Raw genomic sequence first — 16,691 nt, 5'->3', positions numbered from 1 at the left:
AATACCACAAATGGTCTGGATGAAAATAGCATCTATTCTATTTTTAAAGATAGCCAAGGACAAATCTGGACAGGTTCAATGAATGGAATTTGTCAGTACGATGCCCAAAAACAGCGTTTTACCCTAATCAAATACCTGGAAGCACTCGTTATTGAGATTGCAGAGGATGCTAAAGGCAATTTTTGGATTGCAACTCAAGGAAAAGGATTATTCCGATATTCTCCACAAAAGAATAAGGAGTGGGAAAAATATGGTCTGGAAAAAGGTTTCAATAGCCTAACCGTCAACCATCTATGCATTAATAAAGACAATGAAATCTGGGTGGCAACCAGCGAAGGGTTATACTTATATAATCCGCTTAAGGATGTATTTACTTACCAACCACTTAGACATCCCAACGAATGCATCAATGCCATTTTAGAGGGAGAAGACTGTCTGTGGCTTACCACTGCCAAAGGACTGGTGAAATATACTCCAGCCACACAAGAGACTCAGATTTTCACTAAAAGCGACGGGCTGCAAAGTGAAGCATTCATCATGGCCTCTGCGTTAAAAACACGCAACGGTGAATTCTATATCGGAAGCATCAACGGTTTTAATACTTTCTATCCTCACCAATTGAAGCTCAATACACAAAAGCCTAATGTAGTACTGACCAGCCTGGAAATTTTCAACCAAAAAATTGAAACACAAAAAGACGGCATATTACCGGAAGCCATCGACCATCTGAAAGAAATTCATCTTTCTTATAAAGACAATGTCATTACCCTGAATTATGCCGCATTAAGTTATTGCACTCCACAGAAAAATCAGTATGCCTACATGCTGGAAGGATTTGATAAAGGCTGGAACTATGTAGGTTCACAGCACAGCACTACCTATACCAACCTTCCGGCAGGTACGTACACCTTTAGAGTGAAAGCCTCCAACAATGACAATATATGGAACGAAGAAGGTACTTCCATCCGTATCATTGTGCATCCGCCCTTCTATCTGTCTCTGCCTTTCAAGATTGGCTATGTGCTGCTGTTCCTGCTTGCTTTAGGACTTTTGCTACGCTACGTCATACGACGCAGTGAAAAGAAGCATGCCAAAGCCATTGACGAACTGAACAGTAAAAAGGAAATAGAAATCCACGAAGCTAAAATTAATTTCTTTACCATGATTGCGCATGAAATACGTACACCGGTATCACTCATCATCGGACCGCTGGAGAAAATCATGCAATCAACTCATATTCCTATTAACGAACGTCAAGAACTGGAGATTATCGACCGTAACAGCCAACGATTGCTGTTTCTGGTAAATCAGTTACTGGATTTCCGGAAAGTGGAACAAAAAGAAATACGAATGAAGTTCACTTCACAGTCCATCAAAGAGCTGATGCAGGCCGTATGTGAACGTTTCTCACCAACACTTCAACAAAATGGAGTCAGCTTCTCCGTCACTTATCCTGATGAACATTTCCACGCGGATGTAGATAAAGAAGCACTTACCAAGGTGCTAAGCAACCTGTTGACCAACGCCAACAAATATACACAAAGCAGGATTGAGGTCCGTTTTCAAGAACATCCCGAAAGACAGACCTTTTCCATCGAAGTAAAAGACAATGGAAAAGGAATGAACGAGGAGGAGCTGAAAAAAATTTTCAAACCTTTCTATCAGGCTTCTGAGAACAAACCGGGAACCGGTATTGGACTCAGTATCGTAAAGGGAATAGTAGAAGCACACCATGGTCAGGTCAACGTGACCTCTCAGCCGGGAAAAGGTTCTTCGTTCATTATCACTCTTCCCAGAAAACAAGAGAATCTAGTGACAGAAGAGGAAGAAAATCAGGCGACCAATCCGATTCCAGAGGATATTATACCTGAACAGAATGACACAGCTGCCACATCACAAAAAGTACTTCCCATCATGCTGATTGTGGATGATAATGAAGACATGCTGAACTTCCTCTCTTCTCACTTCCAGACCAGCTATACCATTGCGACGGCTGTAGATGGGGTGGATGCGCTCAACAAGCTAAAGGAACAGGAAGTGGCCCTGATTATCAGTGACTGGATGATGCCGAACATGAATGGAATTGATTTGTGTAAAGCGGTACGAAACAACCAACTGACCAGTCACATTCCGTTTATCCTGCTTACGGCAAAGACCGATACAGAAGCCAAGATTACAAGTATGAATTGTGGTGCAGATGCCTATATCGAGAAACCGTTCTCATTGCAATACCTGGAAGCATGCATAAAGAATTTGTTAGAACTGCGTTTGCAGTTACGACAAAAATTCTCACAAATGCCGACGGTTTCCATCAATTCCATTGCGGCCAACCAGAACGATAAGGTATTTTTGGAGAAGATGAATCACCTGATTGAAGAAAATCTGAACAACGAAGAACTGTCGGTCGACTTCTTAGCTGAAAAACTGTGTATCAGCCGTTCCGGATTATTTGTGAAAATCAAGGGACTGGCCAATACAACGCCAAATGAAATGATTCAGATTATCCGATTGAAGAAAGCAGCTTCCCTCTTGCTGGAAAACCAGTACCGTATTAATGAAGTAAGCTACATGGTGGGATTCAATAATCCGTCTTATTTCAGCAAATGTTTCCAGAAACAATTCGGAATGAAACCGGGAGAGTATATAGCCAGTCATGCACATAAAGCAGAATGAAAATTTTGTGTATCTTTGCGTCACAAAGATTTGATTAAACCATGAAGTGTATAGAAATCACCCCACCGGCTGACATACAGACTTGTATTCAGTTGCCTTCTTCTAAAAGTATCTGCAACAGGGCACTTATCATCAATGCACTGGCGGGCAGTACATGCCGTCCGGAGAACCTGTCGGACTGCGATGATACGCGCGTAATGATAGAAGCATTGACACACATGCCGGAAACGATTGACATCATGGCTGCCGGTACGGCCATGCGCTTTCTGACAGCTTATTTGTCCGTAACTCCCGGTACACATGTACTGACTGGAACCGAACGGATGAGACAACGCCCTATCAAGATTTTAGTAGATGCCCTGAGAAGTCTGGGTGCACAGATTGAATACACGGAAAATGAAGGTTATCCCCCGTTAAAGATTACGGGAAAGGCACTGGAAGGACATTCACTCTGCCTTCCGGGAAATGTCAGTTCGCAATATATCTCGGCCTTGCTGATGATAGGACCGATGCTGGCACACGGATTGAATCTGGAACTGGAAGGAGAAATCATTTCACGCCCTTATATCAACCTGACCCTGAAAGTGATGAAAGATTTTGGGGCAAAAGCTGAATGGACATCCGACCATACCTTGCAGGTGGCTCCACACCCTTACCATCCTATTCCTTACTACGTGGAAAGTGACTGGAGTGCGGCTTCCTACTGGTATGAAATCGTGGCGTTGTCCAAGCATGAAGCCGTCGTAACGCTTCCCGGACTATTTGCACAGAGTCCGCAGGGGGATGCTAAAGTGGCTGAGTTGTTTGAGCAGTTGGGTATCTGCACGCAAAGAGAAGGAAACAGCGTGACACTAAAGAAAACACATCCGCATACCGACCGGATGGAATATAATTTCGTAAATCAACCTGATCTGGCACAAACCTTCGTAGTGACTTGCGCCATGTTGGGAATACCATTCCGCTTCTCTGGCCTGCAAAGTCTGAAAATCAAGGAAACCGACCGAATGGCTGCCTTAATTGCCGAAATGCGTAAATTAGGTTATGTACTGGAAGAAAGTGAAGGTTCTGTACTTTCATGGAATGGTACCCGATGTACTCCGGATGAATCGCCTGCCATCGATACGTATGAGGATCATCGCATGGCCATGGCTTTCGCACCGGCTGCTCTTTGTAATGGTACATTGCGCATCCGTAATCCGCACGTCGTATCCAAGTCTTATCCCCGATTCTGGGATGATTTACTGACGGCAGGTTTTCATATCACCCAACTTTAATCTGATTCATTATGTGGATTCTTGTCATTATTTTAATTGGAGTAGTCATTTTCGGACTGATAGCCGGATTCTTTTATAACCGATCTATCCAGAAGAAAATAGAACGAGGGGAACTGAAAGAAGCCCCCGAAATAAAAACCGTGGACGAAGAATGCTGCGGACAGCATCAAATCTGTGAAAAAGAGAGTCTGCTGGCAGCTGTCAGCAAACAAATAGAATATTACGACGATGAGGAACTGGACCGCTTCAAGGGACATCCGTCGGACAACTACACGGAAAAGGAAATCAATGAGTTTCGGGAAATCATGTACACCATGAAGGAGGAAGAGGTAGCCGGATGGTGCCGCAGCCTGCAACTCCGCGGAATAGAAATCCCTGACGAACTGAAAGATGAACTGTTCCTGATTGTCGGAGAACGTCGTTTTCACTAAGCTACGATTCATCAATGAATGTATTAGAACTATTTCATTATACTTTTTTCCAACATGCCCTGCTGGGAAGTCTGTTTGCCAGCATTGCTTGTGGAATTATAGGCACGTATATCGTCACCCGCCGACTGGTATTTATCAGTGGAGGAATTACGCATGCCTCTTTCGGAGGAATCGGTATCGGCTTGTATGCGGGTATCTCCCCAATTTTAAGTGCGGCCATATTCTCTGTGCTGTCAGCTTTCGGAGTGGAATGGCTTAGCAAGCGCAGTGACATGCGGGAAGATTCTGCCATTGCGGTATTCTGGACATTTGGTATGGCAGTAGGTATCATCTTCAGCTTCTTGGCTCCCGGATTCACGCCCGACCTGTCGTCCTTCCTGTTCGGCAATATTCTGACCATCAACCGGAGTGACATTACACTGCTGGCTATCTTGAGCGTAGCACTTATTCTATTCTTTACGTTGTTTCTAAGGCCTATCACAGCCATTGCTTTTGACCGGGAGTTTGCCCGTTCACAGCGCATTCCTGTGGATGCTTTCGAATATACACTCATGGCTTTCATCGCCCTGACCATCGTAGCTTGCTTACGTATGGTAGGTATTGTACTGGCTATTTCTCTGCTCACGCTTCCGCAGATGACGGCCAATCTCTTTACCTATAGTTTTAAGCGCATTATCTGGCTGTCAGTCGGCATTGGTTACGTGGGCTGTTTAGGAGGTCTGTTACTTTCCTACCAGCTTCGGGTGCCTTCGGGGGCAGCAATCATATTCATCTCAATTTTAATTTACGTAGGAGCCAAGCTAATTTGCATGCTACGCAAAAAAGCGGCTCATTAAGAATATCGGAATCAAGTTAAAATCACAGTATTATGGAAATAAAAATCAACTCACTGGACAATATCCATGAAGCTGCCAAAGAATTCATCGCAGCGATGGGAGACAATACGGTCTTTGCCTTTTATGGTAAAATGGGAGCCGGAAAGACTACATTCATCAAGGCCGTATGTGAAGAATTGGGCGTAACGGATGTCATCAACTCACCGACATTTGCCATTGTCAACGAATACCGCTCAGATGAAAACGGAGAACTGATTTACCACTTTGACTTCTACCGTATCAAAAAGCTGGAAGAAGTGTATGACATGGGATACGAAGATTATTTCTACAGTGGCGCTCTCTGCTTTATTGAATGGCCGGAACTGATTGAGGAACTGCTTCCGGGCAATGCAGTAAACGTGTACATTGAAGAAAAAGAAGACGGTACACGCACAGTCCGTTTCGACGAGAATAACGCATAAAAATGGGAATACACTATTTTATACAAGGGCTATTTGTCCTGGTTGGACTTTTGTCTGTACTGGCGGCTATCTGCAACTGGAACTGGTTTTTCACGGCACAGAACACACAGTTCATCGTGAGAAACGTAGGACGGAAACAGGCACGCTGGTTTTATGCCCTGATTGGCATACTGATGATGGGAACAGGAATCTTTTTCTTCCTGTCCATTCAGGGTACGGTGTAAAAACAAACAGAGTTTTCAACAGCTTGTTAATAACTTTCTCCGGTTATTAACAGGCTGTTTTATTTTTCCACACTTCAAAAATCAAGGGAAAGCTGACCGTCGCCCAGCAAATTAAAGCTCATACGATGATAAGGAGTCGTGCCGTAGGCAGCAATGGCAGCCCGGTGTTTTTTGGTGGGATAGCCTTTGTTACCCTTCCAGTCGTACATGGGATATTCCTCATGCAGACGGTTCATGTAATCATCACGGTAGGTCTTTGCCAGAATGGAAGCAGCAGCTATGGAAAGATACTTCCCGTCTCCTTTCACTATAGAGGTATGCGGAATTCCCGGATAAGGATTGAAGCGGTTCCCGTCAATCAGCAGATGCTGAGGAGTGACCTGCAACTGAGATACGGCTCTGTGCATGGCCAGAAAGGAAGCATTCAAGATATTAATCTTATCTATTTCCTCGGGTGTCACTACCCCTACAGCCCAGGCTGTAGCTTCTTTCTCGATTACCGTACGCAATTCATAACGCTGTTTCTCCGTCAGTTTCTTGGAGTCATTGAGCATTTCATTCTGAAATCCGGGAGGAAGAATGACAGCTGCAGCATAGACAGCTCCTGCCAGACAACCACGACCGGCCTCATCACAACCGGCTTCTATCAGGTCTTTATGTAAATAGGGTAACAGCATATATGAATCATTCTATTTTTTCGGACTGCAAAGGTAGTGCTTTTTTCAAGTGTGGCCATTTATTTTCAGCAGAAGTTATCCCTGTGTTATTCACCGATTTTCGTATCTTTGCCGCACTAAACAGAAACTTATGGTACAGATTGACGACGTAATAGTAAGCCTGGATGTATTCCGGGAAAAATTTCTATGTGACTTGCACGCTTGTAAAGGAGAATGCTGTATTGAAGGGGATGCAGGTGCACCCGTAGAACTAGAAGAAGTGGAGAAACTGGAGGAAGTGCTGCCCGTAATCTGGGACGATCTGGCTCCGGAAGCTCAGGAGGTAATCAAACGTCAGGGGGTAGTCTACACAGACGAAGAAGGTGATCTGGTTACTTCTATCGTCAACGGAAAAGACTGCGTATTTACCTGCTACGATGAGAAAGGCTATTGTTATTGTGCCATCGAAAAAGCATACCGGGAAGGGAAATGCAACTTCTACAAACCGATTTCCTGCCACCTGTATCCGATACGCATAGGAGATTACGGCCCGTATAAGGCAGTCAACTATCACCGATGGGATGTATGTAAGGCCGCAGTTTTGTTGGGAAAGAAAGAGAACCTGCCGGTTTATAAATTTCTGAAAGAGCCATTGATTCGCAAATTCGGTAACGAATGGTATCAGGAGCTGGAAAATGTAGCCAAGGAACTGGAAGCACAGCATCTGATTTAAAACAATAAGAATCCCGCCACAAGATGCTCTCTCATGAGAGCTCTGTGGCGGGATTTTTCGTACCTTATTTTGCTTTTTCTACACGTACTTTTTTCACCAGACGCAAGGCATAGTCTACGGTTTCTCCAGATTTCACAATTTGAGTATTATAGAAGCAAAAGGTAGAATTAAAGTCATTGCACAAATAGCGGCAATCATACTTATTGAAACGGTCTAATCCGTTTTCCGCCAACATATCACTAAGTTCTACAATCGTATCATCATACTGATCGCGGAATTCTTTGGCTTCTTCTGTGGTAAAAGTTCTCCAGCCTGATATTCCATCCTCCTCATAAGCTTCAGAAACAGATATGGCCTCTGCTTTTTTCAATAACCATTGTCGGGGAGAAACAAGCGTAGCCAATACCTCATTCGTGGAAAGAGATTCTACCTTCCATACGAAAAAAGGTCCCCAAACAGTTTCTGATTCAGGTAATACTTCGGAAACAATTACGTCGGTATCCTCCTCTGTATCTTGCCCGTCATCTTCGTCCTCGTTGCCTTCCGTACCTTCTCCTCCATCAGGAGCATCCGGCTCTTCCCACTCTCCTTCTTCTGTCATATTCTCAAAGGGGAACTCTTCCGATACTTCCGGTGTCCAGCCGGCTATCTGAGTGTTTCCTTCCAAAGATATTTCCCCATCGCCCGTACTGATAAAACGATAAGGCTTTCCGGCTTCCAACGGATAATTAAAGAAATAGCCATATACCGTTTCCTCGGATGCAGTTTGAATATTCAAAGAAAGATGAGTCTGCAAGCCTTCTGAAGGTAATACATATATTGGTCCGGCTTTCCAGACTCCTTTTACTTTTTCACATGGTATGGAAGCAAACTGTCCGTCATTACTCAATGCACCCTCCAAAGATATTCCGGAACTGACAGGAGAAATACGGGCTTCTACCGAAATTGCCTCATCAGGAACTCCCCCAAAAAATAAATACAAAGCAGCTACTGCATAGGAAAGAGAAACCGATACTTTTACATCATTCTGCAATTTGACCACATTTTTCCCTATTACCAAAGGGGTTTTAGCATAATTTCCTTCAGAAAAAGTTAGAAATTGCTTGGAGTTCAAAGCCATCGGAGGAAGATAGTCTCCTGAAGATAAGCCAGATATAACCGAAAACACATACTCCCCTTTCGGCATGGAAAGTGCAGGCCATTCCGGTTGGCTCAAGACCTCCTCCTCCCAAGAAACAGCTCCCTGAGAATCAAAAAAATAAAGATGTAAGGGATACAACGAAGTAAACAGCTGGGCATTGGACAAGGTTACATCAACTCCGTACGGACCAGATGTTTCGGTTTCTTCACTTTCTTCTACCTGATAAGAGCCACATCCTGCCCAAAAGAATAAGCAGGCCAGCATAACAAAAAACGATTGAGTCTGATAGCGCAATTCCATAGTCTTTTTCTTTTGATTAACGCAATCAGACTCAATCGTCTACCTTTACAGCCTAATTATTTGCTGTTAAAAATATTTTTCTAGTTTCTTAATCATCATTCCCAGACAGAAAACTACAACATGATCGTTTTCCTGAATCATCGTATTACCAGTTACCAAAATACCTTCTCCATTACGAATCAATCCACCGATTGTCGCCCCCTTAGGCAACCCTAAATCTTTCACCGGCTGCTTGGTTATCTTTGCTCCCGGCTTGACCGTAAACTCAGCCACATCGGCATTGGCAAAAGTCAGACATTTTACGTTTGAGACATCGGCATCCAACATCATCTGGTAAATATGACTGGCAGCAATAAACTTTTTATTGATTACCGTACCAATATCCAAACTCTCGGCCATACTGATGTAATCCACATTCTCCACTTCGGCCACCGTCTTGGTTACCCCCATTCGCTTAGCTGCCAAGCAAGCCAGAATATTGGTTTCGGAATTACCCGTTAAAGCAACAAAAGCTTCGGTATTTTTTATACCTTCCTCCATCAGCAGCTGAATGTCACGGCCGTCGCCATTAATTACCATTACTCCATCATCTACCAGTTCGGTCAGACGATTGCAACGGGCAATATTACTCTCAATGATTTTGGCCTTCATGTAATCGGGCATGTATTGCACTGTACGTACGGCTATGCGGCTTCCTCCCATAATCATCACGTTACGGACATCAGCTTCATTTTCTTTTCCGGAAATCTTACGAATATAAGGAATGTACTTTTTCGTCGTGGTAAAATAGACAATGTCATTCAACTTTATCACATCATCTCCACGTGGAATGATTGTTTCGTTTCCTCTCTTAATGGCTACAATGTGGAAAGGAATGTTTCTTCCTCCCAGTTCATGTAAAGGAACATTCAGGATTTCTGCCTTTTCGCGCATTTTAGTTCCTAACAAGACCAATGCTCCTCCGGCAAATTCCCACCACTGACGAATCCAGCTCATTTTTACGGCATCCACAATATCGCGGGCCGCCAGCATCTCTGGATAAATCAGCGAATGCACCCCCAGCTTGGCAAAGAACTCTTTATGCTTAGGCAGCAGATATTCATAGTTGTCAATACGAGCCACGGTTTTCTTGGCCCCTAAACTTGTAGCCAGCATACAGGCCGTCATATTGCGACTTTCATCAGGCATAACTCCGATGAACAAATCAGCCCCAGCTACCCCGGCTTCTTTTAATCCATTAATCGAAGTGGGCGAAAGATTGACAGTCATAAGGTCCAGGTTGTTTCCCATAGCACTCAACTTGCTCTCGTCTTCATCCATCAGGATAATATCCTGCTTTTCGCCCGACAATAGTTTTGCCAAGTGAGTTCCTACGGCACCTGCACCAGCTATAATAATTTTCATAAATTCATTATCTGTGTAATTGAACTAAATATCCCCTTTTCATCCAGACCGCAAATAGCATACAAATCATTGACTGGTCCATGTTGTACAAAAGCATCGGGAAGTCCCAATCGCTGCACACACGGTTTGTAACCATGGTCACACAAGAATTCAAGTACAGCACTTCCCATGCCGCCATTGCGTACTCCGTCTTCTATGGTCAGTACTCGCGTAAATTTCTGTCCTACTTCATGCAGCAAATCTTCATCCAACGGTTTCAAGAAACGCAAGTCGTAATGTGCGATGCTACATCCCAGCTCTTTTTCTGCAGAAGCAATAGCTGCTGCGGCTTTATTCCCGATCGGACCAATCGTAATCACCGCCAAGTCATTACCGTCTTTCAATTTACGTCCCTTACCTACTTCTACAGCTTCCAGCGGACATTCCCAATCTGTCAGTACTCCTCGTCCGCGAGGATAACGGATGGCAAAAGGTCCTTTATCGGGCAACTGAGCCGTGTACATCAGCTTTCGCAGCTCATGTTCATCGTACGGAGAAGCAATTGTCAGGTTAGGTATCGGCCGCAAATAGGCCATATCAAAGGCTCCATGATGCGTTGGTCCGTCTTCACCCACCAATCCGGCACGGTCCAGACAAAGTACCACATTCAACTTCTGAATAGCTACATCATGAATTATATTATCGTATGCACGCTGCATGAACGAAGAATACACATTACAGAAAGGCAAAAGCCCGTCTTTCGCCATTCCTCCAGAAAAAGTTACAGCATGTCCTTCCGCAATTCCTACGTCAAACACACGGTCAGGCATTTCCTTCATCATAATATTCATGGAACATCCGGAAGGCATGGCGGGAGTTACCCCCACAATTTTCTCATTCTTACGGGCTAACTCCAGCAGCGTATTTCCAAATACGTCCTGAAACAACGGCGGCATACCACTTGTATCCGAGACGATACGTTCTCCCGTCTCCTTGTCAAAAATACCGGGTGCATGCCACAAGGTTGCTGCTTCTTCAGCTGGTTTAAAGCCCTTTCCTTTACGGGTATGTATGTGCAGCAACTTCGGCCCTTTCATATCCTTTATTTCCTTCAGGACCTTTGTCAAGGCAGTGACATCGTGTCCGTCCACCGGACCGAAATAACGGATATTCAGTCCCTCAAAGATATTCTGCTGCTGCATCAGCATGGACTTCAGGCTGTTGTTGAAACGTATCAGGCTCTTACGCCGTTCATCGTTCAGAATTCCCCAGCGATAAAGCTTTCTCGATAAGGCATTTCTCAACCGGTTATATCCCTCGGAGGTATGCAGATTCAATAAATACTGCTTCATTCCACCCACACTGCGGTCGATGGCCATATTATTATCGTTCAGGATAATCAGCAGATTATTGGGAGTAGAAGAAGCGTTGTTCAATCCTTCAAAAGCCAGACCGCCACTCATGGAACCGTCGCCAATAACAGCCACCACATGACGGTTATCTTCTCCTTTTCGTGCAGCTGCTACCGCCATACCCAGTGCAGCCGAAATAGAATTCGACGCATGTCCACACGTAAAAGTATCATACTCACTTTCTGCAGGAGAAGGGAAAGGACAAATACCATTCAACTTACGATTGGTACAGAAACGGTCACGACGGCCTGTCAGAATCTTATGTCCGTATGCCTGATGTCCTACATCCCAAACAATACGATCGTAAGGAGTCTGATACACATAATGAAGAGCCACGGTCAACTCTATCACCCCCAAGCTGGAACCAAAATGTCCCGGATTACGAGACAACTCATCTATAATCTTATTTCTAAGCTGATTACAGACCTCTGGCAGCGCTTCGACAGAAAGTTTCCGTAAATCCTCTGGGCTATCTATCTTATTCAGCAAATCGTATGAAGTAGTCTGTTCCATCCTGTTCCTCATTAACTTTAATCGCACAAAAATAGCATAAATATATATAATGTACTTACATTTGCAGTAAATTTTCTCTTGCCATGGAATTCAGAACCAAAGTTGAACTACCCGCCAAAGGCCCCAAAATTCAGCATACTGACCGGCTGATGATATGGGGTTCCTGTTTTTCCGAACATATCGGAAACTTGCTGGCCGAACATAAATTCAGTTGCGACGTGAACCCTTTCGGGGTTTTATATAACCCCATGTCAATAGCGACTTCCATACAATGCTTGTTAAAAAAAGCCCTCTACAGGGAAAAGGATTTACGTGAGGAGCAAGGAATATGGTACAGCCTGATGCACCACAGTACCTTTTCGTCTCACAAAGCGGAAGATTGTCTACAAAAAATCAATCAGCGCATCGAACAAGGACATGAGCATCTGAATCAAGCCGACTGGATTATTTTCACATGGGGTTCATCCTTCGTCTATACCTGGAAAGAAAATGGAGAAATTATAGGAAACTGTCATAAGCTTCCTTCTCGGTTATTTGAACGTAAGATGGTCAGTGCCGATGAAATAACTGCCATATATTTACCTTTATTACAGGAGCTGAAAGCAGTACGCCCGAATCTGCAATGTCTATTTACTGTCAGCCCGATACGTCACCTCAAAGACGGTCTGCATGGCAACCAGCTCAGTAAGGCAAATTTACTCATTGCAATTGACCATATTTGTCGTCAGACGGACTTCTGCCACTATTTCCCTTCTTACGAGATTACGATAGATGAACTGCGGGATTATCGTTTTTACGCTGACGATATGATGCATCCCAGTCCGCTTGCCATTCAGTATATCTGGGAGTGTTTCAGTAGTTGTTATTTTACACCTTCTACTCTCTCATTCCTGAAAGAGTGGAATAAAATACGTCAGGGACTAGCCCACCGCCCTTTTAATCCCGAATCAGAAGCCTACCAAACCTTTTTAAGTCAAATACTGTTAAAGATAGAGGACTTAAAAGAAAAATTACCGTACTTAGATGTTCAAAAGGAAATAAAGTTATGTCAAGCACAATTGAAGAAATAGCCTCCATTTTAGGAGCTCAACGCATAGGAACTACCTCCTCTACAATCGACTGGATTCTAACTGACAGCCGGTCATTGTGTTTTCCGGAAGAGACGCTGTTCTTTGCCTTAAAGACAAAACGCAATGACGGACATAAATATATCCCAGATCTTTACCAGAAAGGGGTACGTAATTTCGTAGTCAACGAAATACCGGAAGCGGCCTCATCATATACTGACGCCAATTTCCTGATTGTACCCAACCCGCTGAAAAGCTTACAACGTCTGGCATCCAAACACAGAGAACAATTTCAGGTGCCGGTCATTGGTATCACGGGAAGTAATGGAAAGACTGTGGTAAAAGAATGGTTATACCAGATACTAAGTCCGGACCGTACCATCACCCGTTCTCCAAGAAGCTATAATTCACAAATCGGAGTGCCTCTTTCCGTATGGCTGATGAATGAACATACGGAATTGGGTATTTTTGAAGCCGGTATTTCCGAAATGGGTGAGATGGAAGCATTACGTCCTATCATCCAACCCACCATCGGTATTCTGACCAACATCGGAGGAGCACATCAGGAAAACTTCTCTTCCGTACAAGACAAGTGTATGGAGAAACTGCAGTTGTTCAAGGACTGCGACGTGATTGTGTACAACGGTGACAACGAACTTATCACCAGCTGTGTAACCAAATCACTGTTCACAGCCCGTGAAATTGCCTGGTCAACCAAAGATTCCGAACGCCCGCTTTTCATTGAGAAAATCCTGAAAGACGATACGGGAACCACCATCAAATACCGCTACTTAGGATTCTTCAAGGAATACCGTATCCCATTCATTGACGATGCGTCCATTGAGAACTCACTTAACTGTCTAGCCGTAGCACTTTATCTCATGGTACCCCCTGAAACAATTGCTGAACGCATGCTTCATCTGGAACCCATAGCCATGCGACTGGAGGTAAAAGAAGGTAAAAACGGTTGCACCTTGATTAATGACAGTTATAATTCAGACTTTGCCTCGCTCGATATCGCACTCGATTTTATGATGAGACGCTCGGAAGATAAGAACCGGAAGCGTACACTCATCCTGTCGGACATGCTGGAAAGTGGACAAACAAGCAAACTATTATACAGACAAGTAGCCGACCTGGTGCATAGCCGGAAAGTAGACCATATTATCGGAGTCGGCGAAGAAATCTCTGCTGCAGCCAATCGGTTTGAAATACAGAAAGACTTTTTTGCCAATACTTCCGAACTTTTAAATTCCGGTTTGCTGAACCAGTTGCATAACGAAGATATTCTGATAAAAGGGGCACGTGTATTCCACTTTGATGACATTACAGATGCGTTGGAACTGAAGGTACACGAAACCATTCTGGAAATCAACCTGAATGCACTGGTAGACAACCTGAACTACTACCGTAACAAGCTGAAACCGGAGACTAAAATCGTTTGTATGGTAAAAGCCTCAGCTTATGGGGCCGGTTCATTTGAAATTGCCAAGACACTGGAAGACCAGCGAGTAGACTATCTGGCTGTGGCTGTGGCCGATGAAGGAGCCGATTTGCGTAAAGCAGGTATCAACAGTTCCATCATCATCATGAATCCGGAAATCACGGCTTTCAAAACGATGTTTGATTATCGTCTAGAACCAGAAGTATACAGTTTCCATCTATTGGAGGAACTTATCAAAGCTGCGGAACGTGAAGGAGTCAGCAATTTCCCGATTCATATCAAGATTGAAACAGGTATGCACCGGTTAGGATTTGCTCCAAACGAAATCCCGCAACTCGTACAGCGCCTCCAGAAACAGAGTGCAGTCATCCCTCGTTCCGTATTCTCTCACCTAGTAGGCAGTGATGCAGAACGCTTTGATGCCTTCACACGCCATCAGATAGAAACCTTCGAAGCTGCTTCGACCACGCTTCAGGAAGGTTTCAAGCACAAAATTATTCGCCATATCTGTAACACAGCAGGTATTGAGCGTTATCCGGGTGCACAACTCGACATGGTCCGCCTGGGAATCGGATTATACGGAGTAGATCCGTTTACCAACAAGATGCTGCACAATGTCACAACCCTAAAGACAACTATCCTGCAAATCCACGAGGTACCGGCAGATGAAACTGTAGGCTACAGCCGTAAAGGTGTACTGACACGTGATTCACGCATTGCAGCTATCCCCATCGGATATGCCGACGGATTAAACCGCCATCTGGGTAACGGACATGCTTACTGTCTGGTGAACGGACAGAAAGCCCCCTACGTAGGAAATATCTGCATGGATGTATGTATGATTGATGTAACAGATATTGATTGTAAGGAAGGTGACAAGGCCATTATCTTCGGCGATGACCTCCCGGTAACAGTACTTTCCGATATACTGGAAACGATTCCGTATGAAATCCTGACCAGCGTGTCAAACCGTGTAAAAAGAGTCTATTACCAAGATTAATCTTCTATCTCATTCATAACAATACGGCCCTCAACGAAGAAATTAATCATCTTACGTCGAGGGCCGTATTTTATTCCTAAAAGACGATTCATCAAATAGAACAAAAGAATGTGACCAGAAACGGCACACTGAAATCTGTCACAAAGCCATGAAATATGGCGACTACCACAAACTGCTGCCCTGAGCAACGAGTAATGATAGGCAACGTAGTATCCATAGTAGTAGCTCCCCCAGCCGATATAGGGGCCAGATTACCAAACCAACGCACCAGCAGAGGAGCGCAAAGTAAAGTAATAATCTCACGCATAATGTTGGAAAGCAAAGCAATGGTACCCAGCTCCGGTCCCTTATACTGCGTAATAAAAATACTGGAAAGAGAATAATATCCGAACCCTGCTCCCACAGCCATACAATCAGAAGCACTGCGATGAGGAAGCATTAAGCTTACCAGAGCTGCGGCAGAAACAGTGCCCAATATAGTAGCTACTGGAAGAAAGATCAGACGTGGATTCAGCGAACGAAAGTTCTTCAATGTCTGCGGATCATGTCCCACACTCAATCCTACACTAAACATCAGGGCGCATAAAGCATAGAAACTGATATTACTTTTACTTATATCAAAAGGAATCAGATGAAAAAGGCCACACAATGTGCCCAGAATAAAAAAGCCAATAATAATCAAACTTCCTTTCATGCCTTTTCTCCTTTCTTTTTATACAGTAAGTACCATAATCCCCAGGCTAGAATACAGCTGCCCAGCACACAAGCTAATGTAATCACAAAAGCCTCTACCCCCAAAGTGCCAAGTCCTTCTACAATCTGTCGATTACCTCCGACCTCTATTCCCAACAGAAACAACAATGCCCAAATTAACAAGGTAATGACTTTACCAATCCACGAAAACTCCTGACGGCGAAGGAGAAATCCTATCAACATCCCCCCCAGCATAACTCCAATAACTGTAAACATGTGTTCTTATCTGAATTTTGCGGCAAAAATAGCGAAATATTCCAAATAAAAAAGGACTACTGCTCACGCGGTAATCCTTTTTTATTTAGTTAGTAATTTAATTTTGAGAGAATTGAAACTTCACAGCCTCGTTGTTGTTTTAAGTTTTAATAAGCACTAACTATTTATATAAAA

General features: G+C 43.9%; 15 protein-coding genes. 9 read left to right on the top strand and 6 right to left on the bottom strand.

Translation table 11 applies throughout. The features are described 5' to 3' along the window. The 6 genes from WKT20_RS11340 to WKT20_RS11315 all read left to right on the top strand — a co-directional run. Window positions 1–2,673: hybrid sensor histidine kinase/response regulator transcription factor (locus WKT20_RS11340; RefSeq protein ID WP_340417389.1), on the top strand; the 2,673-nt coding region annotated here is incomplete at its 5' end. Between the two features lie 41 nt (window positions 2,674–2,714). Beyond that, window positions 2,715–3,947: a 3-phosphoshikimate 1-carboxyvinyltransferase gene (locus tag WKT20_RS11335; RefSeq protein WP_118165264.1), complete on the top strand. Its 1,233-nt coding sequence runs from the start codon at window positions 2,715–2,717 to the stop codon at window positions 3,945–3,947. Between the two features lie 11 nt (window positions 3,948–3,958). Continuing rightward, window positions 3,959–4,378 (top strand): phospholipase, encoded by a 420-nt coding sequence (locus tag WKT20_RS11330; RefSeq protein WP_118165265.1) that lies wholly within the window; start codon window positions 3,959–3,961, stop codon window positions 4,376–4,378. A gap of 14 nt (window positions 4,379–4,392) precedes the next feature. Continuing rightward, window positions 4,393–5,214 (top strand): metal ABC transporter permease, encoded by an 822-nt coding sequence (locus tag WKT20_RS11325; RefSeq protein ID WP_340417388.1) that lies wholly within the window; start codon window positions 4,393–4,395, stop codon window positions 5,212–5,214. A 32-nt stretch (window positions 5,215–5,246) separates the two neighbouring features. Continuing rightward, a complete protein-coding gene (tsaE, locus tag WKT20_RS11320) occupies window positions 5,247–5,675 on the top strand; it encodes a tRNA (adenosine(37)-N6)-threonylcarbamoyltransferase complex ATPase subunit type 1 TsaE (RefSeq protein WP_007560073.1) in 429 nt (142 codons plus the stop codon). Between the two features lie 2 nt (window positions 5,676–5,677). Beyond that, entirely contained in the window at window positions 5,678–5,899 is a 222-nt protein-coding gene (locus tag WKT20_RS11315) for an immunity 17 family protein (protein ID WP_022053998.1), read from the top strand. Window positions 5,900–5,973: 74 nt separating this feature from the next. On the opposite strand, the gene WKT20_RS11310 is transcribed toward WKT20_RS11315, so the two are convergent. Then, a complete protein-coding gene (locus WKT20_RS11310) occupies window positions 5,974–6,576 on the bottom strand; it encodes a ribonuclease HII (RefSeq protein ID WP_117702798.1) in 603 nt (200 codons plus the stop codon). A gap of 130 nt (window positions 6,577–6,706) precedes the next feature. Here WKT20_RS11310 and WKT20_RS11305 point away from each other — a divergent pair, with 130 nt between their 5' ends. Beyond that, complete coding sequence (locus WKT20_RS11305; protein WP_007560067.1) at window positions 6,707–7,288, top strand: DUF3109 family protein; 582 nt, start codon at window positions 6,707–6,709, stop codon at window positions 7,286–7,288. A 64-nt stretch (window positions 7,289–7,352) separates the two neighbouring features. Here the strand turns inward: WKT20_RS11305 and WKT20_RS11300 are convergent, their stop codons facing one another. The 3 genes from WKT20_RS11300 to dxs all read right to left on the bottom strand — a co-directional run bounded on the left by WKT20_RS11300 (window position 7,353) and on the right by dxs (window position 12,037). Beyond that, on the bottom strand, window positions 7,353–8,729 hold the full coding sequence (locus tag WKT20_RS11300; RefSeq protein WP_340417387.1) for a hypothetical protein: 1,377 nt from the start codon (window positions 8,727–8,729) through the stop codon (window positions 7,353–7,355). 66 nt (window positions 8,730–8,795) lie between these two features. Further along, window positions 8,796–10,133 (bottom strand): Trk system potassium transporter TrkA, encoded by a 1,338-nt coding sequence (gene trkA, locus WKT20_RS11295; RefSeq protein ID WP_007560064.1) that lies wholly within the window; start codon window positions 10,131–10,133, stop codon window positions 8,796–8,798. Beyond that, complete coding sequence (gene dxs / locus WKT20_RS11290; RefSeq protein WP_040312541.1) at window positions 10,130–12,037, bottom strand: 1-deoxy-D-xylulose-5-phosphate synthase; 1,908 nt, start codon at window positions 12,035–12,037, stop codon at window positions 10,130–10,132. Before dxs ends, trkA begins: the two co-directional genes overlap by 4 nt. A gap of 83 nt (window positions 12,038–12,120) precedes the next feature. Here dxs and WKT20_RS11285 point away from each other — a divergent pair, with 83 nt between their 5' ends. Both WKT20_RS11285 and WKT20_RS11280 read left to right on the top strand, forming a co-directional pair. Then, window positions 12,121–13,107: a GSCFA domain-containing protein gene (locus WKT20_RS11285; RefSeq protein WP_340417386.1), complete on the top strand. Its 987-nt coding sequence runs from the start codon at window positions 12,121–12,123 to the stop codon at window positions 13,105–13,107. Then, complete coding sequence (locus WKT20_RS11280) at window positions 13,083–15,548, top strand: bifunctional UDP-N-acetylmuramoyl-tripeptide:D-alanyl-D-alanine ligase/alanine racemase (protein WP_340417385.1); 2,466 nt, start codon at window positions 13,083–13,085, stop codon at window positions 15,546–15,548. Before WKT20_RS11285 ends, WKT20_RS11280 begins: the two co-directional genes overlap by 25 nt. A gap of 91 nt (window positions 15,549–15,639) precedes the next feature. Here WKT20_RS11280 and WKT20_RS11275 read toward each other — a convergent pair whose 3' ends face one another. Both WKT20_RS11275 and WKT20_RS11270 read right to left on the bottom strand, forming a co-directional pair. Then, entirely contained in the window at window positions 15,640–16,242 is a 603-nt protein-coding gene (locus tag WKT20_RS11275; RefSeq protein WP_117702802.1) for a lysine exporter LysO family protein, read from the bottom strand. Then, the gene (locus WKT20_RS11270) at window positions 16,239–16,517 is read right to left on the bottom strand and encodes a LysO family transporter (RefSeq protein ID WP_118244192.1); all 279 of its coding nucleotides are present in this window, start codon (window positions 16,515–16,517) and stop codon (window positions 16,239–16,241) included. Before WKT20_RS11270 ends, WKT20_RS11275 begins: the two co-directional genes overlap by 4 nt. Between the last annotated feature and the right edge of the window lie 174 nt (window positions 16,518–16,691).

This window comes from Phocaeicola sp. ICN-14070, from assembly GCF_037892625.1.
Lineage (GTDB): Bacteria > Bacteroidota > Bacteroidia > Bacteroidales > Bacteroidaceae > Phocaeicola > Phocaeicola plebeius.
Note: the sequence above shows the minus strand (reverse complement) of the source record. Positions and strands in the feature narration are given on the sequence as shown.